15 protein-coding genes and 2 pseudogenes are annotated in these 15,257 nt (G+C 49.6%); 5 read left to right on the top strand and 12 right to left on the bottom strand.

The window, feature by feature from the left end:
- The first annotated feature begins 67 nt into the window (after positions 1-67).
- The gene (locus tag Q0986_RS13435; RefSeq protein ID WP_299411079.1) at positions 68-3,193 is read left to right on the top strand and encodes an alpha-mannosidase; all 3,126 of its coding nucleotides are present in this window, start codon (positions 68-70) and stop codon (positions 3,191-3,193) included.
- Between the two features lie 25 nt (positions 3,194-3,218).
- Here the strand turns inward: Q0986_RS13435 and Q0986_RS13440 are convergent, their stop codons facing one another.
- The 4 genes and pseudogenes from Q0986_RS13440 to prfB form a co-directional block, all read right to left on the bottom strand.
- A complete protein-coding gene (locus Q0986_RS13440; RefSeq protein WP_299411081.1) occupies positions 3,219-3,986 on the bottom strand; it encodes a WecB/TagA/CpsF family glycosyltransferase in 768 nt (255 codons plus the stop codon).
- Between the two features lie 236 nt (positions 3,987-4,222).
- Positions 4,223-4,687 (bottom strand): peroxiredoxin, encoded by a 465-nt coding sequence (locus Q0986_RS13445; protein WP_299411083.1) that lies wholly within the window; start codon positions 4,685-4,687, stop codon positions 4,223-4,225.
- A gap of 160 nt (positions 4,688-4,847) precedes the next feature.
- Entirely contained in the window at positions 4,848-5,507 is a 660-nt protein-coding gene (locus Q0986_RS13450) for a Fe2+-dependent dioxygenase (RefSeq protein ID WP_299411085.1), read from the bottom strand.
- Positions 5,504-6,614: pseudogene (prfB, locus tag Q0986_RS13455) on the bottom strand (peptide chain release factor 2). The gene Q0986_RS13450 and the pseudogene prfB overlap by 4 nt, the downstream one beginning before the upstream one ends.
- 330 nt (positions 6,615-6,944) lie before the next feature.
- On the opposite strand from prfB, the gene Q0986_RS13460 reads away from it, so the two are divergent.
- On the top strand, positions 6,945-7,964 hold the full coding sequence (locus tag Q0986_RS13460; protein ID WP_299411089.1) for a sirohydrochlorin chelatase: 1,020 nt from the start codon (positions 6,945-6,947) through the stop codon (positions 7,962-7,964).
- 11 nt (positions 7,965-7,975) lie between these two features.
- Here the strand turns inward: Q0986_RS13460 and Q0986_RS13465 are convergent, their stop codons facing one another.
- The gene (locus tag Q0986_RS13465; protein WP_299411092.1) at positions 7,976-8,797 is read right to left on the bottom strand and encodes a class I SAM-dependent methyltransferase; all 822 of its coding nucleotides are present in this window, start codon (positions 8,795-8,797) and stop codon (positions 7,976-7,978) included.
- Between the two features lie 259 nt (positions 8,798-9,056).
- Between Q0986_RS13465 and Q0986_RS13470 the strand changes: the two genes are divergently transcribed.
- The gene (locus tag Q0986_RS13470) at positions 9,057-9,725 is read left to right on the top strand and encodes a hypothetical protein (protein ID WP_299411094.1); all 669 of its coding nucleotides are present in this window, start codon (positions 9,057-9,059) and stop codon (positions 9,723-9,725) included.
- On the opposite strand, the gene Q0986_RS13475 is transcribed toward Q0986_RS13470, so the two are convergent.
- A complete protein-coding gene (locus Q0986_RS13475) occupies positions 9,726-10,442 on the bottom strand; it encodes an ROK family protein (protein WP_299411096.1) in 717 nt (238 codons plus the stop codon).
- 204 nt (positions 10,443-10,646) lie between these two features.
- On the opposite strand from Q0986_RS13475, the gene Q0986_RS13480 reads away from it, so the two are divergent.
- On the top strand, positions 10,647-11,246 hold the full coding sequence (locus Q0986_RS13480; protein ID WP_366918586.1) for a redoxin domain-containing protein: 600 nt from the start codon (positions 10,647-10,649) through the stop codon (positions 11,244-11,246).
- A 3-nt stretch (positions 11,247-11,249) separates the two neighbouring features.
- On the opposite strand, the gene Q0986_RS13485 is transcribed toward Q0986_RS13480, so the two are convergent.
- On the bottom strand, positions 11,250-11,933 hold the full coding sequence (locus Q0986_RS13485) for a DJ-1/PfpI family protein (protein ID WP_299411100.1): 684 nt from the start codon (positions 11,931-11,933) through the stop codon (positions 11,250-11,252).
- An 83-nt stretch (positions 11,934-12,016) separates the two neighbouring features.
- Here Q0986_RS13485 and Q0986_RS13490 point away from each other — a divergent pair, with 83 nt between their 5' ends.
- Positions 12,017-12,751 carry a LuxR C-terminal-related transcriptional regulator gene (locus tag Q0986_RS13490; protein ID WP_299411102.1) on the top strand — a complete coding sequence of 245 codons (735 nt, stop codon included), beginning with the start codon at positions 12,017-12,019 and terminating at the stop codon, positions 12,749-12,751.
- Positions 12,752-12,782: 31 nt separating this feature from the next.
- Here the strand turns inward: Q0986_RS13490 and Q0986_RS13495 are convergent, their stop codons facing one another.
- The 5 genes and pseudogenes from Q0986_RS13495 to Q0986_RS13515 form a co-directional block, all read right to left on the bottom strand.
- A complete protein-coding gene (locus Q0986_RS13495) occupies positions 12,783-13,673 on the bottom strand; it encodes an aminotransferase class IV (RefSeq protein ID WP_299411104.1) in 891 nt (296 codons plus the stop codon).
- 92 nt (positions 13,674-13,765) lie between these two features.
- Positions 13,766-14,095: a DUF1825 family protein gene (locus Q0986_RS13500; RefSeq protein WP_299411106.1), complete on the bottom strand. Its 330-nt coding sequence runs from the start codon at positions 14,093-14,095 to the stop codon at positions 13,766-13,768.
- Positions 14,096-14,392: 297 nt separating this feature from the next.
- Entirely contained in the window at positions 14,393-14,578 is a 186-nt protein-coding gene (locus Q0986_RS13505; RefSeq protein WP_299411108.1) for a hypothetical protein, read from the bottom strand.
- Between the two features lie 37 nt (positions 14,579-14,615).
- Entirely contained in the window at positions 14,616-15,032 is a 417-nt protein-coding gene (gene atpC / locus Q0986_RS13510; protein ID WP_012165534.1) for an ATP synthase F1 subunit epsilon, read from the bottom strand.
- A gap of 9 nt (positions 15,033-15,041) precedes the next feature.
- Positions 15,042-15,257 (bottom strand): annotated as a pseudogene (locus Q0986_RS13515) (F0F1 ATP synthase subunit beta); the annotation flags it as partial.

A 15,257-nucleotide genomic window follows, 5' to 3' on the forward strand; every position in this document is an offset into this window, starting at 1 on the left:
CTGCTGGATGACGACCAACATATCTTTGATATTCTTCAGATCACCCAACTTTTCTATGACATAGCGTATGCCGTCAAATTCCCCTTCAGACAGCCTCCAGCACCAGAATTCCGTTGATGCTGCCATTTTGAAACTCCGTCAACTGACTCAGCGAGATGTTCAAACCGATTGGCAACGATGGTCTGGCGATCTTCCCGTCGAGAAGGGTACAGATCCACAAACTTGGCAAGCATGGTCATCAGGTCCCTTAAACGAACGCGCGCATATCGACTGGCCCCAGGGACAGCTTGTGTTGTGGTTAGGACAAGTAATCTCGGTACCGACGGATCAGTATCACTATCCGCTAGCAGACTGTAAGCTCCGGTTGGCGTTGACCTGGTGGGCCGAACAGGCCGAAATCTTTATTAATGGCGAGCTAGTCCAAGCTGGAGACTTGTATGACTGCACGGCTCGCATCCTTTTGAGCACTGCGGCTCAACCGGGCGATCAAATTGCTGTTGCCCTTCGACTGGTTAGTCCGGGACATGATCCAGGGGCGTTGGTGCGATCGCAACTGATCTACGAACCCTCTCCCCCTCTGCTTGATCCAGGCAAAGTGGCCGACGAACTCGCCGTTTTACAGGGCTATCTGGCAACATTTTCACCCACTGACCAGGCTAGTTTGGAGACCGCCGTCGCTACCATCGACTGGTCTCAGGTGAGTCATCCTCAGGCGTTTAGCGATAGTCTGGCGCAGCTCCATCAGCGACTGGCCCCCTGGAAAGCCTGGTTGCAACAACGCCAAATCAACTGGATCGGCCATGCCCATCTAGATCTGGCTTGGCTATGGCCCGTGGCTGAAACCTGGGAAGCGGCAGAACGGACCTTCCAATCGGTGCTCAATTTGCAGGCCGAGTTTCCTGAACTGATTTTTTGCCATTCCTCCCCCGCCCTATATGCCTGGATGGAACAGAATCGACCGGACTTGTTTGCTGAGATTCAAGGCCAAGTGAACAAAGGGACCTGGGAAGTAGCGGCGGGACTATGGGTAGAGCCAGAACTGAATTTGGTGAGTGGTGAATCCTTGGTGCGCCAGGTCCTCTATGGTCAACGCTATACCCAAGCAAAATTTGGCTGCATCAGTAAGACGGCCTGGTTACCCGATAGTTTTGGGTTTTGCTGGCAGCTTCCTCAAATTTTGAAGCAGGGCGGTATTGACTATTTCTTGACTCAGAAACTGCGCTGGAACGATACGACGGAATTTCCCCACGAGGTCTTTCGGTGGCGATCCCCCGACGGCACCGAGATTTTGAGCATCATGCTACCGCCCATCGGCGAACAGATTTACCCGGTCAAAATGGGCACCTATGCTCAGGAGTGGGAAGCTTCAACCGGGGTGCAAGAGTGTCTATGGCTGCCTGGCGTCGGGGATCACGGGGGCGGTCCCACGCGCGATATGTTGGAAGTGGCCCGTCAATGGCAGCAATCCCCGTTATTCCCCAAACTGCAGCCCACCACGGCAGAACACTTTTGCCAGCAGGTGGCGGCTCAAATTAAAGCGGTCCCCGTTTGGGGAGATGAGCTTTATCTAGAGCTGCATCGGGGTTGCTATACCAGCCATGCCGACCAGAAACGCTACAACCGAGAGTGCGAAGGGTTGCTGTATGAAGCGGAACTGTGGAATGCGATCGCAACCCGTATCCTCGACCATCCTTATCCCCAAGCAGACCTAGAACAGGCCTGGAAAAAAGTCTTGTTTAACCAGTTTCACGATATCTTGCCCGGCTCATCAATCCCTCAAGTGTTTGTCGATGCCAACCGCGACTGGGAAGCGGCTCAGCAGTCTGCCTCCCAGCATTTGCAGCGGGGGTTAACTGCGATCGCAGCTGCCGTTGACTGTCCTCCTCCTCCCACATCAGGGAGTCAGCCTGTGGTGGTGTTTAATTCTCTCAACTGGCAGCGCTCAGAATTAGCATGGGTTCAACTGCCTGATCCGCAGCAACAGTGGCAGATTACCACTGCCAAGGGAGAAATACTGCCTGGGCAGCGTCATCCCGATCAGCCTGCACTGTGTTTCAAAGCCGATATCCCGGCCATCGGCTATCAGCTTTATTGGTTAACACCTGTTGTCCAACCGGAGCCATCCAACCCTCCCCCTCATCATTGGACCTTAGAAAATGACTATTTACAGGTGCAGGTTAACGAGCAAACGGGAGCGCTAACTCAAATCTGGGACAAAGTGGCTCAGCGACAGGTACTGTCTGGCCCAGGCAATCACCTCCAGTTTTTTACCGATAAGGGTCAGTATTGGGATGCTTGGAATATTGATCCGGACTACGAAAATAAAGCCTTGCCAGATGCCAAACTGCAATCCATTGAATGGTTAAGTCAAGGCCCCCTTCAGCAGCGGGTGCGAGTCAAACACCAGTTTGGCCAATCACACTTTTGCCAAGATTATGTCCTGGATATCGATTCCCCCCTGCTGAGAATTGAAGCCACGGTGGATTGGCAGGAAAACCAGGTGCTCGTCAAAACCGCTTTTCCACTGACGATTGCGGCGGACCAGGCCACCTATGAAATCCCTTGTGGAGCCATCCAACGCCCCACTTTGCCGAATCCCGAATTAGACCCCAGAGAACAGGCGAAATGGGAAGTGCCAGCCTTGCAGTGGGCCGATTTAACCGATATCCACCAACACTATGGGGTCAGTCTGCTGAATAACTGTAAATATGGCTATGATGCCCAACCCAATCAACTGCGATTAACGCTGCTGAAAAGTCCGAATTGGCCGGATCCAGGCTGCGATCGCGGCCATCACCAATTTACCTATGCGCTTTACCCCCATGCCCAGACCTGGCAGGTCGCCCAAACCACCCATAAAGGGTATGAGCTAAATCGACCGCTCCATACACTTGTTGTATCCTCTGAAGATCAAAGCAAGCTTGGGTTACCGCCACAGCAGCAATTCTTAAATCTTGGAGCTGAGAACCTAATCCTGATGGCGTTTAAGGCAGCAGAGGACGATCCTCAACAATGGGTGATGCGCTGCTATGAAAGCCATGGAGAGCGTGTTATCCCCACCTTTGAAAATCGCTTAAACCTCCAAGTTCAGCAGCCGATCGACGTGCTTGAACACCCCAAGAACATCCAACTGGATCAAATCTCATCTTGGCAAATTACCTCTTATCGTCTGGTCCCCGCAGATGATCACTAGCTGCAGGGACTCCATGGATGGCGATTCAGAACAGAGCGGACCAGCAACGATAGCAAATCTGCTTGAGGGCCAGATAAACAAACAGTGGAATTGACGAAACATAGCGCTTCCACAGCCGCCTAGGCTCTTGGATCAGTCGATAAAACCATTCCAACCCCATAGCTCTCACCCAACTCGGGGCTCTGCGGTGAATGCCTGCGTAGACAGGGAACGCGCCGCCCAAACCAATCATGACGGCATTAATCTTTTCTTTATGGTTTGCCATCCAACTTTCTTGCTTAGGACATCCCAGGGCAATCATAACCACGCCCGCCCCACTATTATTAATTCTCTGAATTAAGTGGCGATCTTCTGCAGACGTCAACGGTCTAAAGGGTAACGGTTCCATATCGGCAATCAACAGATTGGGAAATTCCGTCAGCAATCGTTTCCTCATTCTTTGTAATATCGGAGCCATCGAACCGAGAAAATAGACACTGATGTTCTGCTCGGCTGCTCGCTGGCAAAGGGCTCGCATCAGATCGAGACCGGCGACCCGATTTTGCTTTTTCGCTCCCATCAGCTTGAGCATCCACACCAGCGGCATCCCATCCGGTGTCACCATATCTGCTTTCTGCATCACTTTCTTGAAGCTGGGTCTTTGGTATGCCTCCACGAGCATATGGGTGTTGGCCACACAGATACACTTACTCTGCCGCCGCTTGGCCCAGGCTAAGATAACCTCCATCAGCACATCAAATGGTGCAGCAGTCACTTGAGAACCGATGATATCTAGGCGAGGAGGTTCTTTCACAACAGCAGTTTGCTTTAGCACAGATGATTTAGGTTGCACTTTAGGGTTTCAATGTAGATAGCTTGAAGGTGAGCTGCCAGCGAACAGCGATTATTTTACTTGAGAATAAAAATAAGTAGTTTTATTCCCATCTATTTTAGATATCAGCACTCTTCTAGAAAATTACGCAGTTAGGTTGAATTTTTTTTGAGAGACTCAAGATGGGTAACTTTCGAGACCTTCAAGATAGACAATCTTTAAGATGCATTTGACAAGGTTTGAACAATTTTGAGGGATTCGTCGATATGTCCCTGAAAATTTAATTGCGAATTAAACAGATGGCGAACGATGCCGTTGGTATCAATGACATAGGTGACCCGACCTGGCAAAAGCCCCAACGTTGAGGGCACACCAAAGGCCTTACGGGCCTGATTGCGCTCATCACTCAACAAGATAAACGGCAACTGGTATTTGTTGACAAACTGCTGATGAGAGGTGGGAGAATCGCTGCTGATGCCGATCACCTCTGCCCCTGCGTCCTGAAAAACGGTATAGCTATCTCGAAATCCACAAGCTTCTTTGGTGCAGCCTGGTGTATCGTCTTTGGGATAAAAATAAAGGACAAGAATTTTTTGCCCTAATAAGCTCTGCAGATTAACCGTTTCGCCAGCTTGAGTCTTTAGCGAAACATCAGGAACGGGATCACCAACATTAATTGCCATTTTAGGGAGGATTTAAGGTTACTACCCACCTCCAGATGCTATCAGAGAACCTTAAAAAGATTATGAGAGTCAGATAATTTTTCTCTGCTCAGGGAGAAGCTTCCAAGATATGGGGTGATACCAGTTACTTCAGCCTCACCTCAGCAAATCCAGCGTCCTTTTATTCAGCCCACTGTCGGAGCAAGTTAGCATGGCTCTTAGAAATCAGATCGAATTCAGGAGTCTTGCCCTGGGTAGCAAAGAGCGATCGCCTCGCCGTATCGAGATCAAATAAGATCTCTCGCTTTTGCGGATCACGGACTCGACTTTGTACCCAACCCACGGCCACCAGACGAGTTCCGGTGGTGACGGTTTCTACACTATGAATGGTGGAAGACGGATACACAATCGCAGACCCCGCTTCTAATTTATAGGTATGAACACCATCGGCCAATTCCACACAGAGTTCTCCTCCTTCATAGTCAGCAGGAGAATTGAGAAATAGCGTAAAGGAAATATCGGAACGAGAGCCGCCCATAAAGGCGTTATCCACATGATCCCCGTAGGACATACCCACCTGATAACGACTAAATAGTAGGGTATGGATCGAGCGGGGTTGGACCGCCACTTTAAACAGCGGATGACGGAGGAGAGCTGCTTTGATCCGCTCTCGCAAATCGGTACTACAATCGGCTTTGCTGTGAAGTTGGGTGTTGTGTTTGACGAGTTTGGCATGCCAGCCTGCCGTCGTTTTGCCATCCACAAACTCTGCCGACGCTAGGATGTGAGTGATCTCGGTGAGTTCATCGGCAGTGAGTACCTGGTCAAGGGTCAAGATCATGAGGCGATTTGATTCTCCTGGCGCAAGTAAGCCTCAATAAAGTTATCCAGATCACCATCCATGACGTTATCAATGGCGGTCGTCTCTTGATTCGTCCTCAAATCCTTGACCATTTGATAGGGATGGAAGACATAATTACGGATTTGATTGCCCCAGGCGGCTTCCACTGCATCTCCACGAATATCGGCAATTTCTTGGGCTTTCTGTTCTTGGGCAATCACCAGAAGTTTTGCCTTTAACAGGGCGAGGGCCTTCTCTTTGTTTTGAAGTTGCGATCGCTCCTGAGTACAGCGCACTGCCAGCCCCGTGGGGACATGCACAATCCGAACCGCCGTCTCCACTTTGTTTACATTTTGGCCGCCCTTGCCTCCCGAGCGAGACGTGGTAATTTCCAAATCCGTGTCGGGAATATCGAGTTCTACCTCATGGTCCAATTGCGGCATCACTTCCACCCCAGCAAAACTGGTTTGGCGTTTGCCGTTGGCGTTAAAGGGGGAAATACGGACTAGACGATGCGTGCCTTTTTCGGCTTTGAGGTAGCCATAGGCGTAGCGACCTTCAATTTCCAGGGTGGCGGATTTGATGCCCGCTTCTTCACCTTCCGATAGTTCAGCCAGATGGACCTTATATCCTTGGCGCTCAGCCCAGCGGGTGTACATGCGCAATAACATCTCGGCCCAGTCTTGGGCATCTGTGCCGCCTGCCCCTGTATTGATGGTGAGAACAGCGCCCACTTTGTCGTAGGGACCGGAGAGGAGCTGTTGTAATTCCCACAGATCCAGCTGTTGATTGAGCTGTTGAAGGTTACTTTCAGCCTCCGCGAGCAGCGCCGTATCTTCTTCGAGTTGCAGCAGCTCAACTAAGGCCTCGGCATCCTCTAAGGTTCCCTGCCAGTCTTGGAGTTGTGTGACATGGGCTTTCAGATCGTTGAGGTTCTGTAAAACTTGCTGCGCTTTAGTTTGTTCCTCCCAAAAGTTGGGTTGAGCGGCGAGTTGCTCTAGATCGTTAATTTGGGCATTGAGGGCAGGCAGGTCAAAGATACTCCTGAGTTTTACCCAGGCGCTCAGACAACTGTTCCACTTCTCGTTTTAGCGCTAGTACTTCCATCATCTAACCCAGTCCGTCAACATATCAAACCCCTCTTAAGGAGAATACTTCAATTTTAATCGTGGTCAAGCCTACCTTTAGAATCAAACAAACTTACGCATGCCGCGTTGCTGACTAAGGAGCAAGTGTTCCTATTCTTTCGCGATCTTAAAAGAATGCTGTGACTGTCCTCCGCTGAACAGCAGAGTTTGTATGGTAGACAGTGGGCATCTGCCCAGGTCCGATCAACCATTCTGTTAACGGCCTTTTTTCTAAAACCTCTGAGATCGCTTGACCATCTTAGGGGGAATCTTCAGTTAACGCCTGTGATTCACAGGCAGGGAGTTTTTTATGTCCATTGCTCATGCCCCAGATTTGGTGGTCAGACCTGCCCCTCGCAACTTACCCACAGCCAACGATCTCGCGCCACTTCCCCTTCAGCGGCCCTTGTTAATGATCGGTCACGGCACCCGCAATCCCAACGGCAGACAATGTTTTCTGGATTTTGCAGACCTCTACCAAAAGCTAGATACCTCTCGGCCTGTATTTCCTTGTTTTTTGGAACTGACGGGTCCCAGTATTCAAGAAGTGGTTGATCACTGTGTCGAACAGGGCTATACCGAACTCTCCGCCTTGCCGATTTTGCTGTTTGCTGCTCGTCACAATAAGTTCGATGTCACCAATGAGCTTGATTTAGCCCGCAAGCGCCACCCCCAACTTCAGTATCACTATGGTCGTCATTTCGGCATTACCCCTGGCATCTTAGACCTGTGGAAACAGCGGTTAGAGCTGCTGGATACCCCCGAGCATAATCCTCAATGTGTCTCCCGAGAGGAAACCGTTCTTCTCTTTGTGGGGCGGGGGTCTAGCGACCCTGATGCCAACAGTGATGTCAGCAAAATGGCCCGCATCCTTTGGGAAGGCAGCAACTATCAGACCGTGGAAACCTGCTTTATTGGCATTACCCATCCCCGTTTAGAAGAAGGATTTCGTCGGGCACGGTTATACCAGCCTAAGCGGATTATTGTCCTGCCCTATTTCCTATTTACAGGCACCTTGGTGGAAAAGATTTTCGATATCTCAGCCCAACAACAGGCTGCCTATCCAGACATCCAAGTCACCTGCTTGCCAGAAATGGGGCTGCATCCAGCCTTGGTGCAGGTGCTGCGTCAGCGGGAACTAGAAACTCAGATGGGGCAGGTACAGATGAATTGCGAGCTGTGTAAATTCCGGCTGGCGGCGCTCAAGGGCGAAGAGCCCCATAGCCATAGTCACGACCATGGGCATCACCACCATCATGGGCATGGCCACGCCACCCTCAATGTAGATAAGGCCGCAGATTACCACAATCGCATTTGGCAAGTGCCCTAAACGTGAAATCCCTATGGGGTATTTAGTCCATCTTGCGGGTGGGGGCATATCCCTGTGGTCAGTTGATGAATCCAGCCTAAATATTGGGTGTGAACCCTTTCAAAACCCGCTGCAATCATCCAATCCTGCACGCTCTCTTGGGCATAAACGGTAGCATAGGGTTCTCGGAACAGGCGAATCAGCCAGTCTGTATGGCGGAGGCGTTTTTGATTGCCATCCAAAATGATCAGTTGCCCACCGGGTTTGAGCAGGCGGCGGCATTCTTGCAAGATCAGCCGAGAAATACGTGGTGGCATTTCATGAAACACCATGCAAATCGTCACCACATCAAATCGTTGCTCCGCTAAGCCCGTGTTTTCTGCTAAGCCATGCTGCCAATGGATCTGGAGCTGGGCCTGTTGGCTTTTGTGTTGGGCATGACACAGCATGTGGGGCGATAGGTCCAAACCCATCACCTCCGCTTGAGGATGAGCGTCTTTGAGCATTAACGTCATGGAACCCGTGCCACAGCCTAAATCGAGGATCTGGCAGGGCCTATCCTGAATCGATTTCATCACTTGCCGCCGAAGATGAGTTTCGTTGGGAGGACAGGCAAAGGCGGTGACGGCATCATAGGTGACGACCGCTTCTTTGCAGAGATAGCCCCCCTCTACGCCATGGAAATTAGGAATACGATAATACTGCGGGTAGGTCACCTCGGGATTGCCGAGCGCCTGACATCCGGCTTCCCAATCATAGGTATTGTATTGTTTCTGATTGTCAGCACCGATGAGAATCCGTACAAAGACTTTGATGCAGAGTTGCCATAGTGCTTGAGGGACAGTTGTCTTCACAATCTTGGTGTTTGATCGACAGTGCAGTGAGGCCATCGGGCAGCAGCGAGGCCCAACCCCTTACAGATGAACGTTACCGCAATAGCGACCTTATGGCGCTTATCTCTCTATCGAAACATCAATCGGACCCGATTTTGCGTTGTCTCCTCACCCCGCGTAATATACTGATCAGCGAGTGCGATCAGTATCACATTCAACTTAAGCAAAGCTGGTTATTCTCGAAGAGAATTGTTTATCTCTACTCATTCCTCTCTGATTGATGGCTAATTCCAAATTTTTGCTAAAAACTCTGGCTGCAACTGCGTTCCTAGCCCTTGCACCACAAGTTGCCCAAGCGTCACCTACTGGAACTTGGCTGTCACAGCCTCAAATTCGCTACCACGTGTCCTCGAATACCTTGGATCAAGCGATGGCGAAAATTAAGCAGCAGAAATACAAAGTGGTGTTTCTCGATTTTCGCAATGTCTCAGATGAGGTGCAGCAACAGGTGAGTCAAGTCGCCCGTCAGCATGAGCTGAGACCTGTGGTGTGGATTCAGTCACCGCAGTTGCGATCGCTCACCGTACCGCAATTAGTGCATGAGGCCCGCCACACCGATGGACTCCAAGTGGATGATCACTACTTTAAGCACTACTCCCACCAAGACTTCTTCAAGCTTCGCCAGGCTTACACTAAGTCGATTTACTGTAGCATCCAGCCCTTTCAGGCCAAACAGCTACCCTCTGGCGGCTGTAATCAAATTGACGTGCAATGCTATACCCCCAGCAGTCTGGGTAAGTGTATGAAGCTAGCGGATGGCCTGAACGCTGTCACTAGCCTGTCTGCCCAAGGGACCTACAAGCATCGGCAAAAGCTGGCCGGACGTCGATTTAACGTATTTTTGTGGCCTTACAGCAACAAATTCTTTAGAACGGCTAGTCAGAAATAGTTAGCCCTGATCTCGCCAAAGGGCGATACCACCCAGAATACCCGCCCGATTGCTGACAATTTCAACATTGTCGGGCAAGGAAATTTGGACCCGTTTGGTTTCGCCTCCTCCCATATACAGCCGGTCATAGTTAAACAGGTGCTCTAAGTTCTTGATTGCTTTCGCTAAATGGCGATTCCAGGCTTTTTTACCCTTTTTCTTCATCGCTTTCCGACCTAGCTGCTGCTCATAGGTTTTGTCCTTGATAAAGGGATGATGAGCAATTTCTAAGTTGGGCACGAGGTGGCCGTTGATAAACAGGGCCGAGCCAAATCCTGTTCCTAGGGTAACTACAAGTTCTACCCCTGTGCCTGAAATTGCCCCATAGCCTTGGATGTCGGCATCATTGGCTACGCGCACGGGGGCATCCAAACGCTCGCCCAGATTTGTCGCGAGGTCATAGTCAATCCATTCCTTATTCAGATTGATGGCGGTTTTGATGACGCCCTTTTGGACAACACCCGGAAAACCCACGGAAACACGGTTGAAGTCTCCTTGCCCTTTGGCGAGTTCAACAATGACATCTAAGACGGCAGGAGGATTGGGATACGAGGGGGTTTCAATGCGCTGCCGCTCGGTAACGGGCTGACCATTTTCGTCTAAGACCATGGCTTTGATGCCACTTCCCCCAATATCGACGGATAAGACTAACAGGGATTCATCAGCAGGGGTACCCATCTGTTTTCCTTGCACATTTGACATACTGTGACTCAGCTAGTCTAGACCAAAGTGGTTGAATTTTTGACATCTGCTTGGAATCCTTGTCAGAACTAGGTTTGGTTGATCCGTTTGCTGATGAGGTTCTCGGTGCTATCGCTCAGTCTATTCTCAGTATGGATCAGTAGAATAAGCCGTACCCTTACGTTAAGCGGAGTGATGATGATGAGTTTCTTTCAACTTCAACGGCGTAAACTCTTGTCGCTTTTTGGACTAGGGGCGGCATCCGCAGTTGGAACGGTTTTGTTGCCGCGATCGCAAAATCGTTCCGTCGCTGCCTTGGATCCCACTTCACACTCATCTCTGTGGGCAAAGCGGGATGATGTGAACTTGGGCCAAATGCTCCATCCCTTTCAAGGCATTTCCCAGTGGCTCAATTCTGAGCCTCTCAGTACTTCTGACCTAAAAGGGAAAGTCGTTCTTGTTCAGTTTTGGACCTTTGGCTGCATCAATAGCCAGCGCACCCTTCCTTACGTCACTCGTTGGCACCAGCAATATGTTGATCAGGGTCTACAAGTCATTGGAGTGCATACCCCAGAATTTAAGTATGAACATGATGCCAGTAACGTCCAGAAAGCCCTAGCGGAATACCAAATTGCCTATCCCGTGCCCCTAGACAATAATTATCAAACCTGGAAAGCCTATCGAAATCGCTACTGGCCCCATCTGTTCTTAACCAATCGGGAAGGCGTGATTACCTATCACCACATTGGTGAAGGAGCTTATCAACAAACTGAGCGTACTATCCAAGCGTTGCTGGGTTAAAGCTTACACAGAGGTCGCAATCTTTTGGACCTGTAGCTGAAAAGCATCTACTAACGGTTTACCGGCTTCTAGCAATTGGGCGGTTAAGGTTTCCCCTGCTTGTTCTGGAGATCCTGCTTGAAAAGGCGGCTGAGGATTATATTCCATCATAAGCTGGGCCATCTTAGCCGTTGCTTTATCGTAGAGTAATTGCAAAAGGGTCAAGCCTAGATCAATTCCAGAGGTTACCCCTGCACCAGTTATGCGATCGCGATCAATCACCACTCGCTCAGACACCACATCCACGCCAAAGCAAGCTAACTGTTCTCGGAAGGCCCAGTGGCATGTAGCCTGATACTCATCCAACAATCCTGCTGCAGCTAAAATCAGAGATCCAGTACAAACACTGGTAACATATCGTGCCTTTGCCCCTTGCCGTTGTAGAAACTTCAGTGTTTCTATATCCCGCATGACCTCAACTTGGCCCATCCCGCCTCCAGGAACGCAAAGAACATCTAAGGGAGGGCAATCGGTATAAGTAATCGACGGAAGCAGGGTAACACCTTCGTTACTGGTGATCGGATCGACCGTTTTTCCAATTAAATGCATTTCGGTATCGGGCGGAAAGGCCAAGACTTGATAAGCGCCCATCACATCTAATTGCACAACACCGGGATAGATTAAAAAGCCAATATAAAGAGGAGCCATATCTAGCATCATCTGGGAAGAACGCCCCCATCTTAAAAATTCCAATCCAACCTGGATAGTCCTCAAGTGGGTACACTTTCGATATGAGTCAGCCACCCTTACTTCACAGCTTTTTCCAAGCCTTAGCGTCGGCACCTTCAGAACAAGCATTGCGGTCTCGGTTTATGGATGGTGTTAGCGCCTATTTTGGGGTGCAACGCTGGGGCATCTATCTCTTTGATCACCAGCAATCCCTCTTGAGTTACGACGTTGAAGGCGTATCTTCTGCCTTTGTGGAACGTTATAACCAGATTGGTAAATCGGTTGACCATGTCTTGGCCTATGTTCAGCGATATCATGCTCCTGCTCATGAACAAATGGTGTTTCCAGCAGAGACATGGCAGCAATCCGAGCTTTATCAACGCTGTTGTGCTGAATACGATCACACCCACATTATGACGGGGCCAATTGTGGGGCAGGGACAGATGATTGGCACCATTCATTTTGCTCGTGTTGGTCCTACACCCGCGTTTTCTGATCACGATTTAAGCAACTTGGGGGCGGTTTGCACTCATCTATCCGCTTGTCTCGCCATGCTTCGACAGCAAACTCTCCTGGTGGAGAATGCCAACTTGGGCAGCCTGACTTCCCGAGAACTTCAAATTATCCAGCTCGTTGCCCAGGGGTTAACCAACACTCAAATTGGCCAAGAATTGTGGATTACCCAAAATTCTGTCAAACAAGCACTGAAGCGTATCTTTAGGAAATTAAAGGTCAGTAGCCGAACAGAAATGGTATTCAAAGCCAGAGATATCATTTCAAATGACAGCTCCTCTTAAACTGCTAGAGCACTAAATATTGCCCCATACATTAAATACTCAGACTAGCCGTATTTTGCTCAAAGCTACGGCTTTCCTTCGCCATCAACTTCAAAAATTCTTCCCATAAGAATCGCGTTATTTTCCCCGGACACTGCGGGAGTTGATACTCGTTGATTTGGTTCACAGGCATCATAAGGCGCACAGAAGAACTCAAAAATGCTTCTTCCGCCGACCATAAATCCTCTGGCTTAAGAATGACTTCCTCACAGGGAATGCCATGAGTTTGTAGAATTCGCCATAGAAAATGACGGGTAATGCCCTTCAAAATCCCTACTTCTGCGGGTGGGGTTTGTACCACGCCTTCGCGAACAATCCAAAGATTGCTGGTTGTAGCTTCAGTAATTTCGCCCTGCTGATTGAGCATGAGCGCATCTTCAGCCCCCTGCTGCTGGGCTTCAAGCAACGCCAAGATATTGTTGAGATAATTGCCTGTTTTCGCTGCAGGGGAAAGCGCTTGGCGATCATTGCGACGCCGCTCGCTTATGACTAGGTGTAAGCCGTTCTCGGACAAGACTGGCTCTGGTGAGATTTCTGAAATGACGATCAGTAAATTGGGTTGGAGATGAGGGCTGGGTTGGAGAGTAATTTTAGTTTCCGTGCCCCGACTAACCACAATGCGGATATAGGACTCTTGCCACAGTGCTTTCTGGAGGGTGCGCTCCACTTCTGATTGAATATGCTGATCGCTCCAGGGCACATCCATGTATAGATATGCTGCAGACTGTCGTAAACGATCCAGATGTTCTTGCAGCCCAAAGTGGCGACCCTGAAACGTCCGCACCACTTCGTAGATGCTGTCCCCATACAAAAAACCGCGATCTAAAATAGAAACCGTCGCAGATGCAGCTATCACACCGTTGAGATTTGTCAGTAGACTCATGGCCCGCCAATCCAAAGTACTACAGACAATCTACCTGAACAGAACCCCATCCCTAATCTGAGCAAAGAATCCTGAAATCAATTTATATTTATTTACCCAAAGGGATTGGATTCTACTTCTTGCTTCATCCGTTCTAAAGTGCGATTCATATTGTCAAACATTTGCTGGGGGGTCATACCAAACTGCCCGAGCTGTGTCTGCAGCTGTTCAACCGTCATCCGGGCCATAAAATCATCGGACAGTTCAAAGCGTTTCATAAAGATGCGATAGCGGTCCATCATCTCTTCCATACGTTCGATGTAGAGCACTTTGCCATCTCGATCAAATTTGCCGTAGCTTCCCCCTAACTGCATGAGGGATTGATAATCCTCAAACAGTTGTTTTGCCTCCTGCTGCACAATATCAGAATCAAAAAATCCCATGATTAAACGTGATGTCCTTCGAAAGAAAGTAATGGGTAACGGTATATGTCTTTATGGTACCGCTTTCTATCCTGCGCTCCCAGAGGTCAGGATTAGGGGAAACCGTAATTGAAATCGCTTACTCCTTCACTCATTGTGCCTGTTTAGCCAGTTGAGAGGGGGGACAATCAGTGGCAATTTGAAAAGGGACCTTTCTGAAAACGGTTGGGGTTCCCCTGGTTCTTGCACCTCGATATATAAATGGAGGCCAGAACTCCAACCAGAATTGCCGCTATTGGGCTTTGCCTACCCCCGGTATCAGGGTAGTAGTCCCGCAGGAGTATCTTCAACCCCAGTCGACTCTGGCAAAATGGCAGCTGTATTTTGACGGTGATCGGGCGGGAGAGTATGGTTATATAGCCATCGAAGGAGATCAGCCATCAGGGCACTCACCGATCGCAAAACATCGTTGGGTAACTTCCATAAAAAAGAACTGAGCCCCACAAATGCAGGACTCAGAACAGTCAACAACCAATGAAACTTAGATATTGACGACTTCGCCAGAGGCTTGAAGCCGAGCACGGGCACGTTTGAAGTCACGTTGGGCTTCATAACGCTCTTGCTTATCTTCGCTTTGCTCCGATTGATCTAATCGAGCTTGGGCGGCCGATAGAGTGGAACGGGCTTCTTCCCGATCAATGGTGTCACCGCGCTCAGCACCGTTCACCAAGATCACCACTTCATCGTTTTCAACTTCAACAAAGCCACCCATCAGAGCGATGGAAACCCAGTCTTTACCTGGTCGAACCCGCATTACGCCGACATCAAGGGCCGAGAGTAAAGGTGCGTGACCAGATAGAATACCGAGTTGGCCTGTGGTGCTGGGCAGAATGACTTCTTCAGCCGCAGAGTCCCAAACCGTTTTGTCGGCAGCAATGACTCGTACTGTTAGTGACATAATGCCTCCTTACTTGCCTTCGGCTTTCATTTTTTCAGCTTTGGCAATGGCTTCATCAATATCACCCACCAGATAGAATGCTTGCTCTGGTAAATCATCTAGCTCACCACCAAGAATCTTTTGGAAACCAGCGATGGTCTTTTCTAGAGAGACATACTTACCGGGGGAACCAGTGAACACCTCAGCCACGAAGAAGGGCTGAGAAAGGAAACGCTCAATCTTACG

Source organism: Acaryochloris sp. IP29b_bin.148, assembly GCF_028285565.1.
In the GTDB taxonomy this organism is placed as follows: domain Bacteria; phylum Cyanobacteriota; class Cyanobacteriia; order Thermosynechococcales; family Thermosynechococcaceae; genus Acaryochloris.